General features: G+C 55.7%; 18 protein-coding genes and 1 other annotated feature. Of the genes, 13 read left to right on the top strand and 5 right to left on the bottom strand.

What is annotated here, in order from left to right; genetic code table 11:
• Positions 1 to 191: 191 nt before the first annotated feature.
• Positions 192 to 1,073, bottom strand: coding sequence for an MDR efflux pump AcrAB transcriptional activator RobA (gene robA / locus F3I15_RS11510; RefSeq protein WP_039382458.1), 882 nt, complete (start codon positions 1,071 to 1,073; stop codon positions 192 to 194).
• A 194-nt stretch (positions 1,074 to 1,267) separates the two neighbouring features.
• Here robA and creA point away from each other — a divergent pair, with 194 nt between their 5' ends.
• Positions 1,268 to 1,741, top strand: a complete 474-nt coding sequence (creA, locus tag F3I15_RS11505; protein ID WP_039382459.1) for a protein CreA — start codon at positions 1,268 to 1,270, stop codon at positions 1,739 to 1,741.
• Between the two features lie 45 nt (positions 1,742 to 1,786).
• Here creA and arcA read toward each other — a convergent pair whose 3' ends face one another.
• A complete protein-coding gene (gene arcA / locus F3I15_RS11500; RefSeq protein ID WP_039382461.1) occupies positions 1,787 to 2,503 on the bottom strand; it encodes a two-component system response regulator ArcA in 717 nt (238 codons plus the stop codon).
• 599 nt (positions 2,504 to 3,102) lie between these two features.
• Here arcA and F3I15_RS11495 point away from each other — a divergent pair.
• From F3I15_RS11495 to thrC, 5 genes are all read left to right on the top strand, one after another.
• Positions 3,103 to 3,807: a tRNA/rRNA methyltransferase gene (locus tag F3I15_RS11495; protein WP_150017999.1), complete on the top strand. Its 705-nt coding sequence runs from the start codon at positions 3,103 to 3,105 to the stop codon at positions 3,805 to 3,807.
• Between the two features lie 185 nt (positions 3,808 to 3,992).
• Complete coding sequence (thrL, locus tag F3I15_RS18460) at positions 3,993 to 4,064, top strand: thr operon leader peptide (RefSeq protein ID WP_071669149.1); 72 nt, start codon at positions 3,993 to 3,995, stop codon at positions 4,062 to 4,064.
• Positions 4,000 to 4,121, top strand: a sequence feature (Thr leader region). Its footprint overlaps the gene before it by 65 nt.
• Positions 4,122 to 4,147: 26 nt before the next feature.
• A complete protein-coding gene (thrA, locus tag F3I15_RS11485; protein WP_150017998.1) occupies positions 4,148 to 6,610 on the top strand; it encodes a bifunctional aspartate kinase/homoserine dehydrogenase I in 2,463 nt (820 codons plus the stop codon).
• A 2-nt stretch (positions 6,611 to 6,612) separates the two neighbouring features.
• Positions 6,613 to 7,542, top strand: a complete 930-nt coding sequence (thrB, locus tag F3I15_RS11480) for a homoserine kinase (RefSeq protein ID WP_039385707.1) — start codon at positions 6,613 to 6,615, stop codon at positions 7,540 to 7,542.
• 3 nt (positions 7,543 to 7,545) lie between these two features.
• Complete coding sequence (thrC, locus tag F3I15_RS11475; RefSeq protein WP_150017997.1) at positions 7,546 to 8,829, top strand: threonine synthase; 1,284 nt, start codon at positions 7,546 to 7,548, stop codon at positions 8,827 to 8,829.
• Between the two features lie 696 nt (positions 8,830 to 9,525).
• On the opposite strand, the gene yaaA is transcribed toward thrC, so the two are convergent.
• Positions 9,526 to 10,302, bottom strand: coding sequence for a peroxide stress protein YaaA (gene yaaA, locus F3I15_RS11470; RefSeq protein WP_150017996.1), 777 nt, complete (start codon positions 10,300 to 10,302; stop codon positions 9,526 to 9,528).
• A 214-nt stretch (positions 10,303 to 10,516) separates the two neighbouring features.
• On the opposite strand from yaaA, the gene tal reads away from it, so the two are divergent.
• The 3 genes from tal to F3I15_RS11455 all read left to right on the top strand — a co-directional run bounded on the left by tal (position 10,517) and on the right by F3I15_RS11455 (position 13,588).
• Positions 10,517 to 11,470 (top strand): transaldolase, encoded by a 954-nt coding sequence (tal, locus tag F3I15_RS11465; RefSeq protein ID WP_094110716.1) that lies wholly within the window; start codon positions 10,517 to 10,519, stop codon positions 11,468 to 11,470.
• A gap of 123 nt (positions 11,471 to 11,593) precedes the next feature.
• On the top strand, positions 11,594 to 12,181 hold the full coding sequence (gene mog, locus F3I15_RS11460; protein ID WP_065650178.1) for a molybdopterin adenylyltransferase: 588 nt from the start codon (positions 11,594 to 11,596) through the stop codon (positions 12,179 to 12,181).
• 105 nt (positions 12,182 to 12,286) lie between these two features.
• Complete coding sequence (locus tag F3I15_RS11455) at positions 12,287 to 13,588, top strand: MFS transporter (RefSeq protein WP_150017995.1); 1,302 nt, start codon at positions 12,287 to 12,289, stop codon at positions 13,586 to 13,588.
• Here F3I15_RS11455 and F3I15_RS11450 read toward each other — a convergent pair.
• A complete protein-coding gene (locus F3I15_RS11450; protein WP_150017994.1) occupies positions 13,580 to 13,801 on the bottom strand; it encodes a hypothetical protein in 222 nt (73 codons plus the stop codon). The genes F3I15_RS11455 and F3I15_RS11450 overlap by 9 nt on opposite strands.
• A 50-nt stretch (positions 13,802 to 13,851) precedes the next feature.
• On the opposite strand from F3I15_RS11450, the gene dnaK reads away from it, so the two are divergent.
• The 3 genes from dnaK to nhaA all read left to right on the top strand — a co-directional run bounded on the left by dnaK (position 13,852) and on the right by nhaA (position 18,482).
• Complete coding sequence (gene dnaK / locus F3I15_RS11445; protein ID WP_150017993.1) at positions 13,852 to 15,912, top strand: molecular chaperone DnaK; 2,061 nt, start codon at positions 13,852 to 13,854, stop codon at positions 15,910 to 15,912.
• A 102-nt stretch (positions 15,913 to 16,014) separates the two neighbouring features.
• Positions 16,015 to 17,154 (top strand): molecular chaperone DnaJ, encoded by a 1,140-nt coding sequence (gene dnaJ, locus F3I15_RS11440; protein WP_071669092.1) that lies wholly within the window; start codon positions 16,015 to 16,017, stop codon positions 17,152 to 17,154.
• A gap of 149 nt (positions 17,155 to 17,303) precedes the next feature.
• Positions 17,304 to 18,482 (top strand): Na+/H+ antiporter NhaA, encoded by a 1,179-nt coding sequence (gene nhaA, locus F3I15_RS11435; protein ID WP_150017992.1) that lies wholly within the window; start codon positions 17,304 to 17,306, stop codon positions 18,480 to 18,482.
• A gap of 108 nt (positions 18,483 to 18,590) precedes the next feature.
• Here nhaA and rpsT read toward each other — a convergent pair whose 3' ends face one another.
• Positions 18,591 to 18,854 carry a 30S ribosomal protein S20 gene (gene rpsT / locus F3I15_RS11430; RefSeq protein ID WP_039382484.1) on the bottom strand — a complete coding sequence of 88 codons (264 nt, stop codon included), beginning with the start codon at positions 18,852 to 18,854 and terminating at the stop codon, positions 18,591 to 18,593.
• A gap of 320 nt (positions 18,855 to 19,174) precedes the next feature.
• On the opposite strand from rpsT, the gene ribF reads away from it, so the two are divergent.
• Complete coding sequence (gene ribF / locus F3I15_RS11425; protein ID WP_150017991.1) at positions 19,175 to 20,113, top strand: bifunctional riboflavin kinase/FAD synthetase; 939 nt, start codon at positions 19,175 to 19,177, stop codon at positions 20,111 to 20,113.
• The last annotated feature ends 20 nt before the right edge of the window (positions 20,114 to 20,133 follow it).

The following is a 20,133-nucleotide window of genomic DNA, read 5'->3' as shown; positions in this document are numbered from 1 at the left end:
CGCGGCCAGGGGCGCATTAATGCGCCCCCTACGGAAAATGTAGGGGCGCCATTAATGGCGCCCGGGTTGGCGCATGTACGGAACGTGATGACGTCATTAATGGCGCCCGGGTTGATGGGCGCTCGGGACGTGATGACGTTTTTCACCGCGGCCAGGGGCGCATTAATGCGCCCGGCGAGGTTCTTTGGCGATTAATTAACGGGCTGCGGGCGGATCGGGATCAGGTATTCGCAGCGGATATCGGCAGGCGGTTCGCTGCGCTTTTTGCCGCCGTGGGTATAGAATCGCTCAATATCCTGCCCCTGACGACGAATCAGCCCCAGCAGCGGCATGCAGGTGCCGTAGAGCATCAGGATAAACTCCTGCAGCGCGACGCGCGGACCCTCATAGCTGAACTGCACGTAGTCGCCCGCTTCCAGCGTCACGCGCTGATTTGACTGCATATTCAGCGCCTGCTGATCGGCCGGGACCGCCGTGGTATAGAGGATCTCCTGCTCATCATCTTTCTCATGGCTGGCGCGCACCTGATGCAGACCATAAAGCACCGGCGGCACGGTGTCGGTTTCCAGCAGGAACTGTTTCCAGAAGTGCACGCGCATCTCATCACGGTAGCGGGAGATCTGCTCCAGCGCGCAGGTATAACTCTGCGTCTGGCCCACCAGAATCGTCTCCGGCAGCGTGACAAACTGTGCTTCCGGCACGGGCTGGTTATCCAGACGAATGGGCGGGCGGATACCGTAAGAGTTCCACTCGGATGAGCGGCGATACCAGGCGGGCGTCTGATTAAACTGTTTCTTAAACGCGCGCGTAAATGTCTGCTGTGAATCGAAGCGATACTGCAGAGCGATATCGAGGATAGGGCGGCTGGTCAGACGTAGCGCCACGGCGGCTTTAGAGAGACGACGCGCACGGATATAGGCCCCGATGGCGTGTCCGGTAACCTCTTTAAACATCCGTTGCAGGTGCCATTTGGAGTAACCCGCTTTCAGTGCAACGTTATCAAGTGAAAGCGGCTGATCCAGATGGCTCTCCAGCCAGACAAGCAAATCGCGAATGATACCGGCTTGGTCCATAAAACATCCTCATAACTCTCTGGTGGCGCAACGATGAAGTCGTCGAATAATAGCACTAAATGCACAAACGCGCGGCGCTTGTGTGTTGATCAACTGTGCTATATCAATGCGGGTGATAACCCGTTCAGGTTTGGTTCTTTGTTCTGGTGACGATACATTATCGCCACATCTCTTTCCTTTGCAATGGTAACCCAATGACAATAAATCGCGCTCTTATAGTCACGCTGGCAACTTTTATGCTCACTCCCGTCGCGCTGGCGGAGGAGATCGGCTCTGTTGACACCGTATTCAAAATTTTCGGCCCCGATCATAAGATCGTGGTCGAGGCGTTCGACGATCCGGACGTGAAAAATGTCACCTGCTATATCAGCCGGGCTAAAACCGGCGGTATCAAAGGGGGCCTGGGGCTGGCTGAAGATACATCGGATGCGGCTATCTCCTGCCAGCAGGTAGGGCCTGTAGAGCTTAGCGAGAAAATCGCACAAGGCAAGGCGCAGGGAGAAGTCGTGTTTCGTAAGCGGACATCGCTGGTGTTTAAGAAGCTGCAGGTGGTGCGCTTTTTTGACCAGAAACGCAACGCGCTGGTTTATCTGAGCTACTCAGATAAGGTTGTGGATGGATCGCCGAAAAACGCGCTAAGCGCGGTGCCGATTATGCCGTGGCACTAAAGCAGCTAAAAAAAACGCCCGAACGGGCGTTTTTTATTGTTTAACTTAATCCTGCAGCTCACCGCAGAAGCGATAGCCTTCGCCATGGATGGTGGCGATGATTTCCGGCGTATCTGGCGTCGACTCGAAATGTTTACGAATACGGCGAATCGTGACATCCACGGTACGGTCATGCGGCTTAAGCTCGCGACCGGTCATCTTCTTAAGCAGATCGGCACGCGTCTGGATTTTGCCCGGATTTTCGCAGAAGTGCAGCATCGCGCGGAACTCGCTGCGCGGTAGCTTATACTGCTCACCGTTTGGACTGATCAGGGAACGGCTGTTGATATCCAGCTCCCAGCCGTTAAAGCGGTAGCTCTCTACCTGACGGCGCTCTTCACCCGGCATCGCCAGGTTCATGGTGCGCGACAGCAGATTACGTGCGCGAATAGTCAGCTCACGCGGATTAAAAGGTTTGGTGATGTAGTCATCAGCACCAATTTCCAGGCCGAGGATTTTATCCACTTCATTATCGCGACCGGTCAGAAACATCAGCGCGACATTTGCCTGTTCACGCAGCTCGCGCGCCAGCAGCAATCCATTTTTCCCTGGGAGGTTGATATCCATAATCACCAGGTTTACGTCATTGTCTGTTAAAACCTGATGCATTTCAGCACCGTCAGTGGCTTCATAGACCACGTAACCTTCCGCCTCAAAAATACTTTTTAGCGTGTTACGCGTGACCAGTTCGTCTTCAACGATAAGAATGTGCGGGGTCTGCATGTTTTGCTACCTAAAATTTGCCAACAAATCGAAAACAGGGCGTACCGCCGTTGCCGCGACAGAATAAAGGCGTGTGCGCAGCCGGAGTACGAAATAATCTTCGGAATATACCATCCATCAGGTCAACTTCAGTGTCAGCTCAGCCGGTCAGAATGAATATCTGTGCGCCCCGTTGGGATCAGAATAGCGTTTATCCTAACCGTATTAACAGCAACCTAACAGCACCAGCAACAACCGATAAGCACAAAAACAACGCTTCGTTGACTTATATCAAAAGCAAGTGTAGCACGTTAACACTTTTATGAAAAACTTCTCCTGTATTGCCAGCTTAGCTCACAAAAAGCAGCATTTTCGCTACATTTAACCGGCGGTTTTGAACGCATGGAAATTGCATAAATAGCTAACGTAGTATGATGAATTAACAGGATTTATGTTTTATAAGCGCATAATATCTGCCTGATTGCGACAAATGTCATCGGCACAATTTATTCCAGCGGTTTAACATTATTAACATTCTGCTTTATCACCGCATAACAATTGGTATTTTTTTCGCTGCATGCCACCATAGCGCATAGTGTTAATTTGCTACTGGAAAAATTATGTCTTTTCCCCTGATTTTAGTTTCACCCGCCCGTCCGGAAAATATTGGTGCCGCTGCCCGCGCAATGAAAACCATGGGCTTTACTGAGCTGCGCATTGTCGCCAGCGATGCGTGGCAGGATCCGGCGGCGCGGCGCGTTGCGCACGGCGCCGGTGAAATCCTCGACAATGTTCAGACGTATGCCACGCTAAGTGACGCGCTGGCCGATGTCGATTTTTCTGTCGCCACCACGGCGCGCAGCCGGGCGAAGTTTCGCTACTATGCAACGCCTGCGCAGGTAGAGACGATTCTGCAGGAAAAGCGGCAGTGGCTGCCGCGCATTGCGCTGGTATTTGGTCGTGAAGATAGCGGGCTGACGAACGAGGAGCTGGATCAGGTCGATCTGCTGACCGGTATTCCTATGGCGGCGGATTATCCCTCACTCAATCTGGGACAGGCGGTAATGGTCTACTGCTATCAGCTCGCCTCGCTTAATCAGGTCACCGTCACTCCGGCAGAAACGGCCAATGCGCTGCAGCTGCAGGCGCTGCGTCAGCGTTTTCAGCAGCTGCTCACGACGCTTGAGGTGAGCGATGACACCAAGATGGTGGACTGGATCGATCAGCGCATCGGTCTGCTGGAGCAGCGCGACAGCGCAATGCTGCACCGGCTGCTGCACGATGTGGAAAAAAAGCTGGCAGAGCATTACTCGGCAAAATCCTGAGCGAGTAGTTGCTGATCGGGCATCTCGCCTCCAGGCTGAACGATCGCAACACCATTTACCCGATCCAGCGCAGCACTGCCCGGCTTCAGGTTCAGCGGCAAAAGACAAATTCGTTGACTTAACGTGCGCTTTGCTTTACTTCTGGAAGGCAGACGGACAAGACAAAGACAGACAGAAAAATCTTAATGCGTAACGACAGCCTGAACACCACAACAATTATTACCACCACCATTACCACAGGTAACGGTGCGGGCTGACGCATACAGGAAAAATAAAAAAGAAGCCCGCACCTCAACAGTGCGGGCTTTTTTTTCGGCAAAAATTCAGGAGAGCTTTAACCATGCGAGTGCTGAAATTCGGCGGAACCTCAGTAGCAAACGCAGAGCGCTTTCTGCGCGTAGCGGACATTCTGGAAAGCAATGCGCAGCAGGGACAGGTTGCCACCGTGCTCTCTGCACCTGCAAAAATTACTAATCACCTGGTGGCGATGATTGAAAAAACCATCAGCGGCCAGGATCCTCTGCCGAATATCAGCGACGCTGAGCGCATTTTTGCCGATCTCCTGCAGGGCCTTGCGGCCGCTCAGCCAAAGTTTGACGTTGAGCGCGTCAGCACCTTTGTTGCGCTGGAGTTTGCTCAGCTTAAGCAGGTGCTGCACGGTATCAGCCTGCTGGGGCAGTGCCCGGACGCGGTCAATGCCGCTATCATCTGCCGGGGCGAAAAGCTGTCGATCGCCATTATGGAGGCGCTGCTGCAGGCGCGTGGCTATCAGGTGACCGTGATCGATCCGGTTGAGAAGCTGCTCGCCGTAGGACACTATCTGGAGTCCACCGTGGATATCCCTGAATCCAGCCGTCGCATTGCCGCCAGTCAGATCCCGGCCGATCATATGATCCTGATGGCTGGCTTCACTGCCGGTAACGAAAAAGGCGAGCTGGTCGTACTGGGGCGCAACGGTTCCGACTACTCAGCTGCCGTGCTGGCCGCCTGTCTGCGCGCTGACTGCTGCGAAATCTGGACCGATGTCGATGGCGTCTATACCTGCGATCCGCGCCAGGTGCCCGATGCGCGCCTGCTGAAGTCGATGTCCTATCAGGAGGCGATGGAGCTCTCCTACTTTGGCGCTAAAGTTCTGCACCCGCGTACCATTGCGCCAATCGCACAGTTTCAGATCCCCTGCTTAATTAAAAATACCGCTAATCCGCAGGCGCCCGGCACGCTGATTGGCGGCGAGGGCAGCGATGACGAAAATCCGGTCAAAGGCATCACCCACCTAAACAACATGGCGATGTTCAACGTCTCCGGCCCCGGAATGAAAGGCATGGTAGGCATGGCCGCGCGCGTGTTTGCTGCGATGTCCCGCACCGGCATCTCCGTGGTGCTGATCACTCAATCCTCCTCCGAATACAGTATCAGCTTCTGCGTACCCCAGAGCGAGCAGGCGCGCGCACGGCGCGTGCTGGAAGAGGAGTTTCATCTTGAGCTGAAAGAGGGCCTGCTCGATCCGCTGGATGTGCTGGAGCAGCTGGCGGTGATTTCAGTGGTAGGCGATGGCATGCGCACGCTGCGCGGCATCTCCGCAAAATTCTTTTCGGCGCTGGCGCGCGCCAATATTAATATCGTGGCGATTGCCCAGGGCTCTTCCGAACGCTCAATCTCTGTCGTGGTAAGCAATGACGATGTGACTACCGGCGTGCGCGTTGTGCATCAGATGCTGTTCGCGACCGATCAGGTGATTGAAGTGTTCGTGGTCGGCGTTGGCGGCGTCGGCGGTGCGCTGCTGGATCAGCTGCATCGCCAGCAGGCGTGGCTGAAAGGCAAACATATCGATCTGCGCGTCTGCGGGATCGCAAATTCGCGCGCGCTGCTGACCAACGTCCATGGCATCGACCTTAAAGACTGGAAAGGGGCGCTGAGTGAGGCGCGCGAGCCGTTTAACCTCGGACGTCTGATCCGGCTGGTAAAAGAGTATCACCTGCTTAATCCGGTGATCGTCGACTGTACCTCAAGTCAGGCGGTGGCCGACCAGTATGCTGACTTCCTGGCCGAAGGTTTTCATGTCGTGACGCCCAATAAAAAGGCGAACACCTCTTCGTGGAACTACTACCAGCAGATGCGGGCTGCCGCTGCGAAGTCGCGCCGCAAGTTTCTTTATGACACCAACGTCGGTGCCGGTCTGCCGGTGATTGAAAACCTGCAGAACCTGCTGAACGCGGGCGATGAACTGATTAAGTTTTCCGGCATTCTCTCCGGCTCGCTCTCTTTTATCTTCGGCAAACTGGATGAGGGGATGTCGCTCTCCCAGGCAACCACGCTGGCGCGCGAGATGGGCTTTACTGAACCCGATCCGCGTGACGACCTGTCAGGAATGGATGTGGCGCGCAAGCTGCTGATCCTGGCGCGTGAAGCGGGGCATCAGCTGGAGCTGAGTGATATCACCATTGAGCCGCTTCTGCCTGCCAGTCTGACTGAACTGGCGGATGCGGAGCAATTTATGGCGCGTCTGCCGGAGCTGGATAACGCCTTTGCAGCACGCGTCGCTCAGGCGCGCGATGAAGGCAAAGTGTTGCGTTTTGTCGGAGCGATTGCAGAAGATGGTCACTGCAGCGTTAAAATTGAGGCGGTAGACGGCAACGATCCGCTGTGCAAAGTGAAAAACGGTGAAAATGCGCTGGCGTTCTATAGCCGCTACTATCAGCCGATTCCGCTGGTACTGCGCGGGTATGGTGCAGGGAATGATGTTACCGCAGCGGGCGTGTTTGCTGATTTGCTGCGTACGCTGTCGTGGAAGTTAGGAGTTTAATGATGGTAAAAATTTATGCACCGGCCTCCATCGGCAACGTCAGCGTTGGCTTTGACGTGCTGGGAGCCGCGGTGTCGCCGGTGGATGGATCGCTGCTGGGTGACTGTGTGGCAGTTGAAGCGGCCGATCGTTTCAGCCTTGAGAATCGCGGTCGGTTTGTCAGCAAGCTGCCTGACGATCCCAAAGAAAATATCGTTTATCAGTGCTGGGAGCGTTTCTGTCAGGCGATTGGCAAAGAAGTGCCGGTGGCGATGACGCTGGAGAAAAATATGCCGATCGGCTCCGGCCTCGGCTCTAGCGCCTGTTCCGTCGTGGCAGGCTTAATGGCGATGAACGAATTCTGCGGCAAGCCGCTCAGCGATACCGCACTGCTGGCGCTGATGGGCGAGCTGGAAGGGCGTATCTCTGGCAGCGTACATTATGACAATGTGGCTCCGTGCTTTCTCGGCGGCGTACAATTGATGATTGAAGAGCAGGGGATTATCAGCCAGCAGGTGCCCTGCTTTGATGAGTGGCTGTGGGTTATGGCGTATCCCGGCATTAAAGTCTCTACCGCGGAAGCGCGGGCGATTCTGCCGGCGCAATATCGCAAGCAGGATGTGATTAAACATGGCCGCCTGCTGGCTGGCTTTATCCACGCCTGCCATACCCGGCAGCCGCAGCTGGCGGCTAAGTTAATGCAGGATGTGGTGGCCGAACCGTACCGCACCAAACTGCTGCCAGGCTTCGCCGCAGCACGGCAGGCGGCAGCCGATATTGGCGCGCTGGCCTGCGGCATCTCGGGCTCCGGTCCGACGCTTTTCGCTGTTTGCAATGAGATGGCAACGGCGCAGCGGATGGCAGACTGGCTGAGCCAGCACTATCTGCAGAATGAAGAAGGCTTCGTCCATATCTGCCGTCTTGATACGGCTGGCGCACGTAAACTGGGATAACGTATGAAACTCTATAATCTTAAGGATCACAACGAGCAGGTCAGCTTCTCGCAGGCAGTCAAACAGGGGCTGGGCTCGCAGCAGGGGCTGTTCTTTCCACTGGAGCTGCCGGAATTTGAACTGACCGATATCGATGCGATGCTGGAGATGGACTTTGTCAGCCGCAGCAGCAAAATCCTGTCTGCTTATATCGGCGATGAAGTTACCCCGCATCAGCTGGCTGAGCGGGTCAAAACGGCCTTTACCTTCCCGGCACCGGTGGCGAAAGTCAGCGAAGATATCGCCTGTCTGGAGCTGTTCCACGGCCCGACGCTGGCATTCAAAGATTTCGGCGGCCGCTTTATGGCGCAGATGCTCTCCTATGTCTCCGGCGCAGATGAGCAGATCACTATTCTGACTGCGACCTCAGGCGATACCGGCGCTGCCGTAGCGCACGCTTTCTACGGTATGGACAATGTGCGTGTAGTAATCCTCTATCCACAGGGCAAAATCAGTGCCCTGCAGGAAAAACTGTTCTGTACGCTGGGTGGCAATATTGAAACTATCGCGATTGATGGCGATTTCGATACCTGCCAGTCGCTGGTTAAGCAGGCGTTTGATGATGAGGAGCTGAAAAAAGCGATTGGCCTTAACTCCGCTAACTCCATCAATATCAGCCGCCTGCTGGCGCAGATCTGCTACTACTTTGAGGCGGTCGCACAGCTTCCGCAGGAGCAGCGTAATCAGCTGGTGGTTTCCGTACCCAGCGGTAACTTTGGCGATCTCACGGCTGGCCTGCTGGCGAAATCGCTCGGTCTGCCAATCAAACGGTTTATTGCCGCAACCAACGCCAACGACACCGTACCGCGCTTTCTCGGCAACGGTGCCTGGCAGCCAAATGCCACCGTGGCTACCCTGTCAAACGCAATGGATGTCAGCCAGCCGAACAACTGGCCGCGCGTGGAAGAGCTGTTCCGCCGTAAAACCTGGCGTCTGACCGATCTCGCTTACGGTGCGGTCTCTGATGAGACGACGCAGGCCACGATGCGCGAGCTGGCCGAGCTGGGCTACCTCTCAGAGCCGCACGCGGCCATCGCTTATCGTCTGCTGCGCGATCAGCTGCAGGAAGGTGAGTATGGATTGTTCCTCGGTACAGCGCATCCGGCGAAATTCCGCGAGAGCGTAGAGGAGATTCTGGGGCAGACGCTTACGCTGCCGCAGGCGCTGGCCGATCGCGCCGATCTGCCGCTGCTGTCACACCAGATGCCGGCAGAGTTTGCCGCACTGCGCAAATTCCTGCTGCAGTAACAGATCGGGGCGTAGTTTATGGCAGCCAGGGGCGCATAAATGCGCCCCCTACAGGTACCCCATCCGTAGGGGCACCATTCATGGCGCCCGGATTGATGCGTGTTTGAAACGTGATGACGCCATTNATAAATGCGCCCCCTACAGGTACCCCATCCGTAGGGGCACCATTCATGGCGCCCGGATTGATGCGTGTTTGAAACGTGATGACGCCATTCATGGCGCCCGGGTTGATGTGCGTACGAAACGTGATGACGCCAGGGGCGCATAAATGCGCCCCCTACGGATATTGGATGTTCCCGTAGGGGCGCCATTCATGGCGCCCGGGTTGATGTGCGTACGAAACGCGATAGCGCCAGGGGCGCATAAATGCGCCCCCTACAGGTACCCCATCCGTAGGGGCACCATTCATGGCGCCCGGATTGATGCGTGTTTGAAACGTGNGCCAGGGGCGCATAAATGCGCCCCCTACAGGTACCCCATCCGTAGGGGCACCATTCATGGCGCCCGGATTGATGCGTGTTTGAAACGTGATGACGCCATTTATGGCGCCCGGGTTGATGTGCGTACGAAACGCGATAGCGCCAGGGGCGCATAAATGCGCCCCCTACGGATATCCCATCCCCCCGTAGGGGCGCCATTTATGGCGCCCGGGTTGATGCGCGTACGAAACGTGATGACGCCCCGGCATCAATTGATTTATGCCTGCTCCTGACGCTTAAACACCAGCTCATTTCCCTGGCTGGCTGCCGCATCAAAACGGTATCCATCCACATCAAACTGCTTCAGCTGATCTGGCTGTGTCAGACGATGCTCAATTACAAAACGGCTCATCAGACCGCGCGCTTTTTTGGCATAAAAACTGATGACCTTATAGTGGCCGCTCTTTTCATCCAGAAACACCGGTTTTATCAGCCGGGCATTCAGTTTCGCCGGCTTTACCGCCCGGAAATATTCATCTGACGCCAGGTTAATCAGCACCTGGTCCCCCTGCGCCTGTAGCGCCTGATTCAGCGCTTCCGTGAGCGTATCGCCCCAGAAACTATAGAGATCGCGGCCAGCGGGGTTTGCCAGTCGGGTGCCCATCTCCAGCCGGTAGGGCTGCATCAGATCCAGCGGACGCAGCAGGCCGTACAGCCCTGAGAGCATACGCAGGTGCTGCTGGGCAAAATCAAAATCTGCCTCGCTAAAGCGTTCAGCCTGCAGGCCGGTATAAACATCCCCTTTGAACGCCAGAATAGCCGGACGCGCATTTTCCGGCGAAAAGGGCGGCTGCCACTGGTTAAAGCGCTCGGCGTTCAGGTGCGCCAGCTTATCGCTGATACGCATCAGCGAAGCGATATCAGCCGGAGAGAGGGCGCGCGCAACGTCAATCAGCTGCTGCGATTTTTCCAGCAGCTCAGGCTGGGTAAAGCGGGGGGTGGCAAGCGGGCTCTCATAATCCAGCGTTTTAGCCGGTGAAATCACCATCAGCATACCGGGTCTCCTTGTGCGCCTGCTTAAATATCAGGACATTAACGGAAAATGTATTGCGCGGAGTGTATCAAAAAAGCGGCATTAATCGGCAAATCACTCCTATTTGTCAGCGCTATCGTAAAGGGCACGCCACGATGTTGCGCCGCTGATTGCGCGTGATATTATCGATTCAGCCTTTTATACCCTGACAGTCAACCAAAGAGAAAAGAGAACCATGACGGATAAACTTACTTCCCTGCGTCAGCTGACTACCGTGGTCGCCGACACCGGTGATATTGCAGCGATGAAGCTCTATCAGCCGCAGGATGCCACGACAAACCCTTCCCTGATCCTCAACGCTGCTCAAATCCCTGAATACCGCAAGCTGATTGATGAAGCGATCGGCTGGGCACGTCAGCAGAGCAGCAACAAGGAAGAGCAGCTGGCGCTGGTCTCTGACAAACTGGCTGTCAACATCGGGCTGGAGATCCTCAAACTGATCCCGGGCCGCATTTCCACGGAAGTGGATGCACGCCTCTCCTACGATACCGAAGCGAGCATCGCGAAAGCGCGCAGCCTGATCAAACTTTATAACGACGCAGGCATCAGCAACGATCGTATTCTGATCAAACTCGCGTCAACCTGGCAGGGCATCCGTGCAGCGGAGCAGCTGGAAAAAGAGGGTATCAACTGTAACCTTACGCTGCTGTTCTCCTTTGCACAGGCACGCGCCTGTGCAGAAGCGGGCGTTTTCCTGATCTCCCCATTCGTAGGCCGTATTCTCGACTGGTACAAGCAGAACACCGACAAAAAAGAGTATGCGCCGCATGAAGATCCGGGCGTAGTGTCCGTATCTGAAATCTACAGCTACTACAAACAGCACGGCTATGAAACCGTGGTGATGGGTGCCAGCTTCCGTAACGTGGGCGAAATCATTGAGCTGGCGGGCTGCGACCGTCTGACCATCTCTCCGGGCCTGCTGAAAGAGCTGGCTGAGAGCGAAGGCAGCGTTGAGCGCAAGCTGAGCTACAGCGGCGAGATCAGCGAGCGCCCGGCGAAAATGACCGAAGCGGAGTTCCTGTGGCAGCATAATCAGGATCCGATGGCGGTCACTAAGCTGGCGGAAGGCATCCGCAACTTTGCCGTTGATCAGGGCAAACTTGAAAAGATGCTGACTGAACTGCTGTAAGCATGACGCCGCGGCGGTGCCTTGCCGCCGCGGCATTACGCATTTCTCTGCTCTGCGCTTTGTATTATCCTTTCTGCATCTCTCTTTCTTTGCCGCCACGCGGCTAACCACAGCGATACTCTTATGGATACTTTACGCATTGGATTAATTTCCGTTTCCGATCGCGCAGCAAACGGCATTTATCAGGATCAGGGCATTCCGGCACTGGAGAGCTGGCTCAGCGGTGCGCTGGCTACACCTTTCGAGCTGGAGACGCGCCTGGTGCCGGATGAACAGCCGATGATTGAACAGGCGATCTGTGAGCTGGTGGATGAACGTTTCTGCCATCTGGTGCTGACCACCGGCGGTACCGGACCGGCACGCCGCGACGTGACGCCGGATGCTACGCTGGCGGTAGCGGATCGCGAAATGCCTGGCTTTGGTGAGCAGATGCGTCAGATCAGCCTGCAGTTTGTACCCACTGCCATTTTGTCACGCCAGGTAGGGGTTATCCGCAAACAGTCGCTGATCCTCAATCTCCCCGGCCAGCCGAAATCGATTAAAGAGACGCTGGAAGGGGTAAAAGCGGAGGATGGTAGCGTAAGGGTACCCGGAATTTTTGCCGCCGTGCCTTACTGCTTACAGCTGCTGGAGGGGCCCTATATCGAGACGCATGCGGCGGTGGTAGCAGCATTTCGTCCGAAAAGCGCACGGCGTGAGACAAACCTCTGAATATAAGACTTTTCAGGCATAAAATTCAGCCTTGCTGGTGTGGTGCGGGTTTGCCGGTATAGTAACGTCTGCTCTACCTTTCCCGGCTCTGGATACCGCACCCTTATGGACTCGCTCACCTCGCATCGACTTAACCGGCAGGACTATAAAACCCTGTCGCTGGCTGCCCTTGGCGGGGCGCTGGAATTCTACGACTTCATTATTTTTATCTTCTTTGCTGCCGTCATTGGCGAGCTCTTTTTCCCGCCCGATATGCCTGACTGGCTGCGTCAGGTGCAGACGTTTGGTATTTTTGCTGCCGGCTATCTGGCGCGACCGCTGGGCGGCATCGTTATGGCGCACTTTGGGGACAAAGTCGGCCGGAAAAAGATGTTCAGCCTGAGTATTCTGCTGATGGCGCTGCCGACCCTGGCGATGGGCGCGCTGCCCACCTATGCGAGCATAGGTATCGCTGCACCGCTGCTAATGCTGCTATTGCGGATGCTGCAGGGGGCGGCAATTGGCGGTGAAGTGCCGGGCGCCTGGGTGTTTGTTGCTGAGCACGTGCCGGAAAAGCGTACCGGCTTTGCCTGCGGCACCCTGACCGCAGGCCTCACTGCCGGTATCCTGCTGGGTTCACTGGTGGCGACGCTGCTTAACAGCACGGTTTCGCCAGCAGCAATGCGCGACTACGGCTGGCGACTGCCATTCTTCCTTGGCGGTCTGTTTGGACTGCTGGCGATGTGCCTGCGTCGCTGGCTGCATGAGACCCCGGTGTTTCAGCAGATGCAGCAGCGAAAAACGCTGTCTGAACGGCTGCCGCTGCAGGCTATTTTGCTGCACCACAAGCGCAGTATCGCGATCTCAATGCTGCTGACCTGGCTGCTCTCCGCCTGCATTGTGGTGGTGATTTTAATGGCGCCCGCACTGATGCAGAAACAGGGCGTGCCTGCTGCGCTGAGCCTGCAGGCAAACAGCCTGGCCACCGTCATGCTGCTGGTCGGATGCGTGCTGGCAGGCTGGATCGTAGATCGCGCGGGTGCGGCGCGTACGCTGATAGCGGGATCGCTGCTGCTGGCTTTCTGCAGCTGGCACTTTTTCCAAAACACCGGCAGCGCGCCGCAGATGCTGTTTTTCTGGTACGGCGTAGTGGGGCTGAGCGTCGGCGTGGTAGGCGTAGTGCCGTTTGTCATGGTGCGCGCCTTTCCGCCCGCGGTACGCTTTACCGGCATCTCTTTCTCATACAACGTTGCTTACGCGATTTTCGGCGGCCTGACGCCCGTCAGCGTAACGCTGATGATGCAGCTGACGCCTATGGCACCGGCCTGGTATGTACTGGTGCTGGCAGCGATCGGTGCCGCTGTCGGCTGCTGGCTGTGGCGTGACGCACGTCAGCCAGCGGGGCACTCCTCGCGTTCTTTATCCTGATGAGCCCGGTACGGCGGGCAGCGCTGCTCCGCCGTACTGCTGCTGAAGTTGTACATTTTTCCGCCATTTATCCCGTCCGGGTAAAAGAATCGAAATATTTTTTGCTTTTAACCCTTGATGCGTATCGAAGCGGCCCCATTTACTTGTCATCGGGCGTTGTGAGGCAGCAAAAAAGCCTGCAGTCGCAGTTGAAAGTGGCGGTAACGACCACATCTCTGCATCACAACCCAATTTGACAAAGAATTTACGTGGGAGACGTTTAGATGGGTAAGATTATTGGTATTGACCTGGGTACAACCAACTCTTGTGTGGCGATCATGGACGGCGGCAAGGCACGCGTGCTGGAAAACGCTGAAGGCGATCGCACCACGCCGTCAATCATTGCGTATACCGCAGACGGCGAAACGCTGGTAGGTCAGCCGGCTAAACGTCAGGCAGTGACCAACCCGCAGAACACCCTGTTCGCTATCAAGCGTTTAATTGGTCGTCGTTTCCAGGACGAAGAAGTGCAGCGTGATATCAAAATAATGCCGTACAAAATCACCGGTTCTGACAACGGTGACGCATGGCTGGACGTGAAGGGCCAGAAAATGGCACCGCCGCAGATCTCTGCTGAAGTGCTGAAGAAAATGAAGAAAACCGCGGAAGATTTCCTCGGTGAAGCGGTGACTGAAGCGGTTATTACCGTACCGGCTTACTTCAACGATGCACAGCGTCAGGCAACTAAAGATGCGGGCCGTATCGCAGGCCTGGACGTTAAGCGTATCATCAACGAACCTACCGCAGCAGCGCTGGCTTACGGTCTGGATAAAGGCCAGGGCAACCGCACTATCGCGGTTTATGACCTGGGCGGTGGTACTTTCGATATCTCAATCATTGAGATCGATGACGTTGATGGCGAAAAAACCTTTGAAGTGCTGGCAACCAACGGTGATACCCACCTGGGTGGTGAAGACTTCGATAGCCGCCTGATCAACTATCTGGTAGCCGAGTTCAAGAAAGACCAGGGTATCGATCTGCATAACGATCCGCTGGCGATGCAGCGTCTGAAAGAAGCCGCTGAGAAAGCAAAAATTGAGCTCTCTTCAGCGCAGCAGACCGACGTTAACCTGCCATACATCACGGCAGATGCGACCGGTCCTAAGCACCTGAACATCAAAGTGACGCGTGCGAAACTGGAATCGCTGGTAGAAGACCTGGTAACCCGTTCAATTGAGCCGCTGAAAGTTGCGCTGCAGGATGCTGGCCTGTCAGTCTCTGACATCAACGATGTCATCCTGGTAGGTGGTCAGACTCGTATGCCAATGGTGCAGGCGAAAGTAACCGAGTTCTTCGGCAAAGAGCCGCGTAAAGATGTGAACCCGGACGAAGCCGTAGCGGTTGGTGCTGCCGTTCAGGGTGGCGTACTGGCAGGTGATGTGAAAGACGTTCTGCTGCTGGACGTAACGCCGCTGTCGCTGGGTATTGAAACCATGGGCGGCGTAATGACCGCGCTGATCAGCAAGAACACCACTATCCCGACCAAACACAGTCAGGTGTTCTCTACTGCTGAAGACAACCAGTCTGCCGTGACCATTCACGTGCTGCAGGGTGAGCGTAAGCGTTCCGGCGACAACAAATCGCTGGGTCAGTTTAATCTCGATGGCATCCAGCCTGCACCACGCGGTATGCCGCAGATCGAAGTCACCTTTGACATCGATGCTGATGGTATTCTGCATGTGTCAGCGAAAGATAAAAACAGCGGTAAAGAGCAGAAAATCACCATTAAAGCCTCTTCTGGTCTGAACGAANATGGCATCCAGCCTGCACCACGCGGTATGCCGCAGATCGAAGTCACCTTTGACATCGATGCTGATGGTATTCTGCATGTGTCAGCGAAAGATAAAAACAGCGGTAAAGAGCAGAAAATCACCATTAAAGCCTCTTCTGGTCTGAACGAAGAAGAGATCGAAAAAATGGTGCGCGACGCGGAAGCGAACGCGGAATCTGACCGCAAGTTTGAAGAGCTGGTACAGACGCGCAACCAGGGTGACCAGATTGCGCACAGCACCCGCAAGCAGCTGGATGAAGCGGGCGACAAGCTCTCTGCAGAAGACAAAGCACCTATCGAAGCTGCACTGACTGAGCTGAATACCGCGCTGAAAGGCGAAGATAAAGCGGCCATTGAAGCGAAAATGCAGGCGCTGATGGAAGTCTCCGGCAAACTGATGGAGATGGCACAGCAGCAGGGCCAGGCAGGCGCAGCGGACGCCGGCGACGCGTCAGCACAGCAGCAGGATGACGTAGTCGACGCTGAGTTCGAAGAAGTTAAAGATAAAAAATAATTGCCCCTGACCGGGCGCGACGGCTGGCCTGACAGCCGTTGAAACCAGCACGGGCGTAGGAGTTTCTCCACGCCCGTGCAACTATGTTAAGGGCAGAACAAAATGGCTAAGAGTGATTTTTACGAGATCTTAGGCGTCTCAAAATCGGCTGATGAGCGTGAAATCAAAAAGGCTTATAAGCGCCTGGCGATGAAATATCACCCGGACCGCAATCCGGGCGACAAAGAGGCCGAAGCAAAATTTAAAGAAGTGAAGGAAGCGTACGAAATTCTGACGGATGCTCAGAAGCGTGCGGCCTATGACCAGTATGGTCACGCAGCCTTTGAACAGGGCGGCGGTGGCGGCGGCTTTGGTGGCGGCTTCGGCGGCGGCGGCGCAGACTTCAGCGATATCTTTGGCGACGTATTTGGCGATATCTTTGGCGGCGGTCGCCGTCAGCGTGCATCACGCGGTGCCGATTTACGCTACAACATGGAGCTGACGCTGGAAGAAGCGGTACGCGGCGTGACCAAAGAGATCCGCATCCCGGTACTGGAAGAGTGCGACGTCTGCCACGGCAGCGGCGCCAAAGCGGGCACGCAGCCACAGACCTGTCCGACCTGCCACGGTGCAGGCCAGGTACAGATGCGTCAGGGTTTCTTCACCGTACAGCAGGCGTGTCCGACCTGTCACGGTCGCGGCTCGGTCATCAAAGATCCGTGCAACGCCTGTCATGGTCATGGGCGCGTAGAGCGTCAGAAAACGCTGTCGGTAAAAATTCCGGCGGGTGTAGATACCGGCGACCGCATTCGTCTGAGTGGCGAAGGGGAAGCGGGCGAGCATGGCGCGCCGGCGGGCGATCTCTACGTTCAGGTATCGGTGAAGAAGCACCCTATCTTTGAGCGTGAAGAGAACAACCTCTACTGCGAAGTGCCGATCAACTTTGCGATGGCGGCGCTGGGCGGTGAGATTGAAGTGCCGACGCTGGATGGCCGCGTGAAGCTGAAAGTGCCTGCGGAGACCCAGACCGGCAAGCTGTTCCGCATGCGTGGTAAAGGCGTGAAATCAGTGCGCGGTGGCGCCGTAGGCGACCTGCTGTGTCGTGTGGTGGTGGAAACCCCGGTCAGCCTGAACGATAAGCAGAAAGCGCTGCTGCGTGAGCTGGAAGAGAGCTTTGGTGGTCCGAGCGGTGAGAAGAACAGCCCGCGTTCAAAAAGCTTCTTTGATGGTGTGAAGAAGTTCTTTGATGACCTGACGCGCTGATTCAGCAGCAGGGTTGCAGACGAAAGCGGAGAGGTGACTCTCCGCTTTTTTATTGTTTTTAAACTGGCGTAAAGACGCGGTAAGCGGCTTTTATCACAGGGTTAACGCGGTTACACTCCTTAACAAATTGTCTTTGCTCAGGAGGAGTAGTGAATAAGCCCCGCTCAATCAAAACGTTGCTGAAAAGCTTTATAGAAAGCGATGCCAGCAACGGTATGGTATTAATTCTGGCTGCGGTCGCAGCTATGGTGCTGGCGAACAGCGCGGAAACAGCCGCTGGCTACCAGAGCTTCCTGGCTGAGCCGGTACAGATCCGCTTTGGCGCGCTTGATATCAGCAAGAATCTGCTGCTGTGGATCAACGATGCGTTAATGGCGCTGTTCTTTCTGCTGATTGGCCTGGAAGTAAAACGCGAGTTAATCAGCGGCGAGCTGGCCAGTCGCGATCGCGCCATTTTCCCGGTCATTGCTGCCCTCGGCGGTATGGTTGCGCCGGCGCTGATTTTCCTGATCTTCAACCATGACAATGAGATTGCCCGCAACGGCTGGGCGATCCCGACCGCGACCGATATTGCGTTCGCCCTGGGCGTCCTGGCGCTGCTTGGCAGTCGTGTTCCCGTGGCGCTGAAAGTGTTCCTGATGGCGCTGGCCATCATTGACGACCTTGGCGCCATTGTGATTATCGCTCTCTTCTATACCAGCGATCTCTCTGTGCTGTCGCTCAGCGTGGCGGCTGCCGCCATTGTGGTGCTGGCCATTCTTAACCGCTGTGGCGTACGTAACATTGCCGTCTATATGCTGGTCGGGATTGTGCTCTGGACCGCGGTGCTGAAGTCGGGCGTGCACGCCACGCTGGCGGGCGTGGTAGTTGGCTTCTTTGTACCACTGGAGGAGAAAGAGGGGCACTCACCCGCTGAACACCTGGCACACGGCCTGATGCCGTGGGTAAACTGGCTGATACTGCCGCTGTTCGCGTTTGCTAACGCCGGAATTTCACTGAGTGGTATCACGTTTGGTGACGTGCTGTCACCGGAGCCGCTGGGTATTATTCTCGGGCTGCTGATCGGTAAGCCGCTGGGTATTACGCTGTTCTGCTGGCTGGCCGTGAAGCTGCGTCTGGCAGCGCTGCCGGGCGGGACAACGATACGCGATATCATGGCCATTGGCGTGCTGTGCGGCATCGGCTTTACCATGTCTATCTTTATCAGTTCGCTGGCGTTTGACGCCGCCCATGAAGAGCTGGTGACCTTCTCAAAACTGGGTATTCTCAGCGGTTCGCTGCTGTCGGCCGTCATTGGCTATACGCTGTTGCGGATCAAGCTGCGTTAACCGGAGAGGAGGCGTCAGCCTCCTCTTACTCTGCCAGCGGCGGATAACAGGCATAAAAAAACCGGCTATACGCCGGTTCTTTCTACAAAGCGATAAACAGACGGGCGATTAAGCCAGTTTGTTGATCTGAGCCACCAGGTTTGCTTTATGGCGTGCAGCTTTGTTCTTGTGGATCAGACCTTTAGCAGCCTGACGGTCCACGATTGGTTGCATTTCGTTGAATGCGTTCTGCGCAGCAGCTTTGTCGCCGGTTGCGATAGCCGCGTATACTTTCTTGATGAAAGTACGCATCATAGAACGGTTGCTCGCGTTATGCTTGCGACGTTTCTCAGATGTTACGGCGCGTTTCTTAGCTGATTTGATATTAGCCAAGGTCCAACTCCCAAATGTGTTCTATATGGACAAATCAAAGGCCGAGGACTATGCCTTTTGCGCCTTCTTTTGTCAATGGATTTGTGCAAATAAGCGTCGTTTTAACCACGACACCCGCTTACGTAATTGATGGCGCAAGATTCTACCAGCAACCCCGCTCTGAATACAGTATTTCGCAAGAAATTTCTTCAGCAGGTAGGGTGGTTTGTTGCCCGGCGGCGGGCCAGAGGGCGCTTCAGCGCAGGAAAGGCGTGTATACGGGTTAACCTCAGCGCTATTCAAGGGTATAATCCGCCGATTTCCACCGGTTTGAGTCAGCCATGAAGTTAATCCGCGGTATTTATAATCTGAAACAGCAGCATCGCGGCTGCGTTCTGACCATTGGTAATTTTGATGGTGTGCATCGCGGTCATCAGGCGCTAATGGCGCAGCTGATTGCAGAGGGCCGCAAGCGCAACCTGCCGGTGGTGGTGATGCTGTTTGAACCGCAGCCGCTGGAGCTGTTTGCGGGTGAAAAAGCACCGGCCCGTCTGACGCGGCTGCGTGAAAAACTGCGCTGGCTGCAGCGTGCTGGCGTCGACGCCGTGCTCTGTATCCGGTTTGATCGTCAGTTTGCCGCTTATCCGGCTCAGCGTTTTATCAGCGAGCTGCTGGTGGAAAAACTCGACGTGCGCTTTCTGGCGGTGGGCGATGATTTCCGCTTCGGCGCTGGTCGCGAAGGGGATTTCCTGTTATTACAGAAAGCGGGTGCAGAGTATGGCTTTGAGGTCATTAGCACCCAGACCTTCTGCGACAGCGGTAAGCGCATCAGCAGTACGGCTGTCCGCCAGGCGCTGGCGCAGGATGATTTTGCGCAGGCGCAACAGCTGCTTGGCCATCCCTTCAGCATTTCAGGTCGCGTGGTGCACGGTGATGCACTGGGCCGGACCATCGGTTTTCCGACCGCTAATCTGCCGCTGCGTCGCGCGGTCACGCCAGTTAAGGGCGTGTTTGCCGTGGAAGTGCTGGGTCTGACCGCAGAGCCGGTGCCAGGCGTCGCCAATATCGGTACCCGCCCGACGGTAAAAGGTTTACGTCAGCAGCTTGAAGTTCATCTGCTCGACACACATATGGATCTCTATGGCCGCCATATTGAGGTGGTGCTGAAACAGAAGATCCGCGATGAACAGCGCTTTGCCTCGCTGGATGCGCTGAAAGAACAAATTGCAAAAGATGTGGTGACAGCCCGCCAATTCTTTGGGCTACAAACACCGGTTTAATGACCGACAGACGGAATCGA

Source organism: Pantoea sp. M_9 (genome assembly GCF_008631385.1).
In the GTDB taxonomy this organism is placed as follows: domain Bacteria; phylum Pseudomonadota; class Gammaproteobacteria; order Enterobacterales; family Enterobacteriaceae; genus Pantoea; species Pantoea eucrina.
Note: the sequence above shows the minus strand (reverse complement) of the source record. Positions and strands in the feature narration are given on the sequence as shown.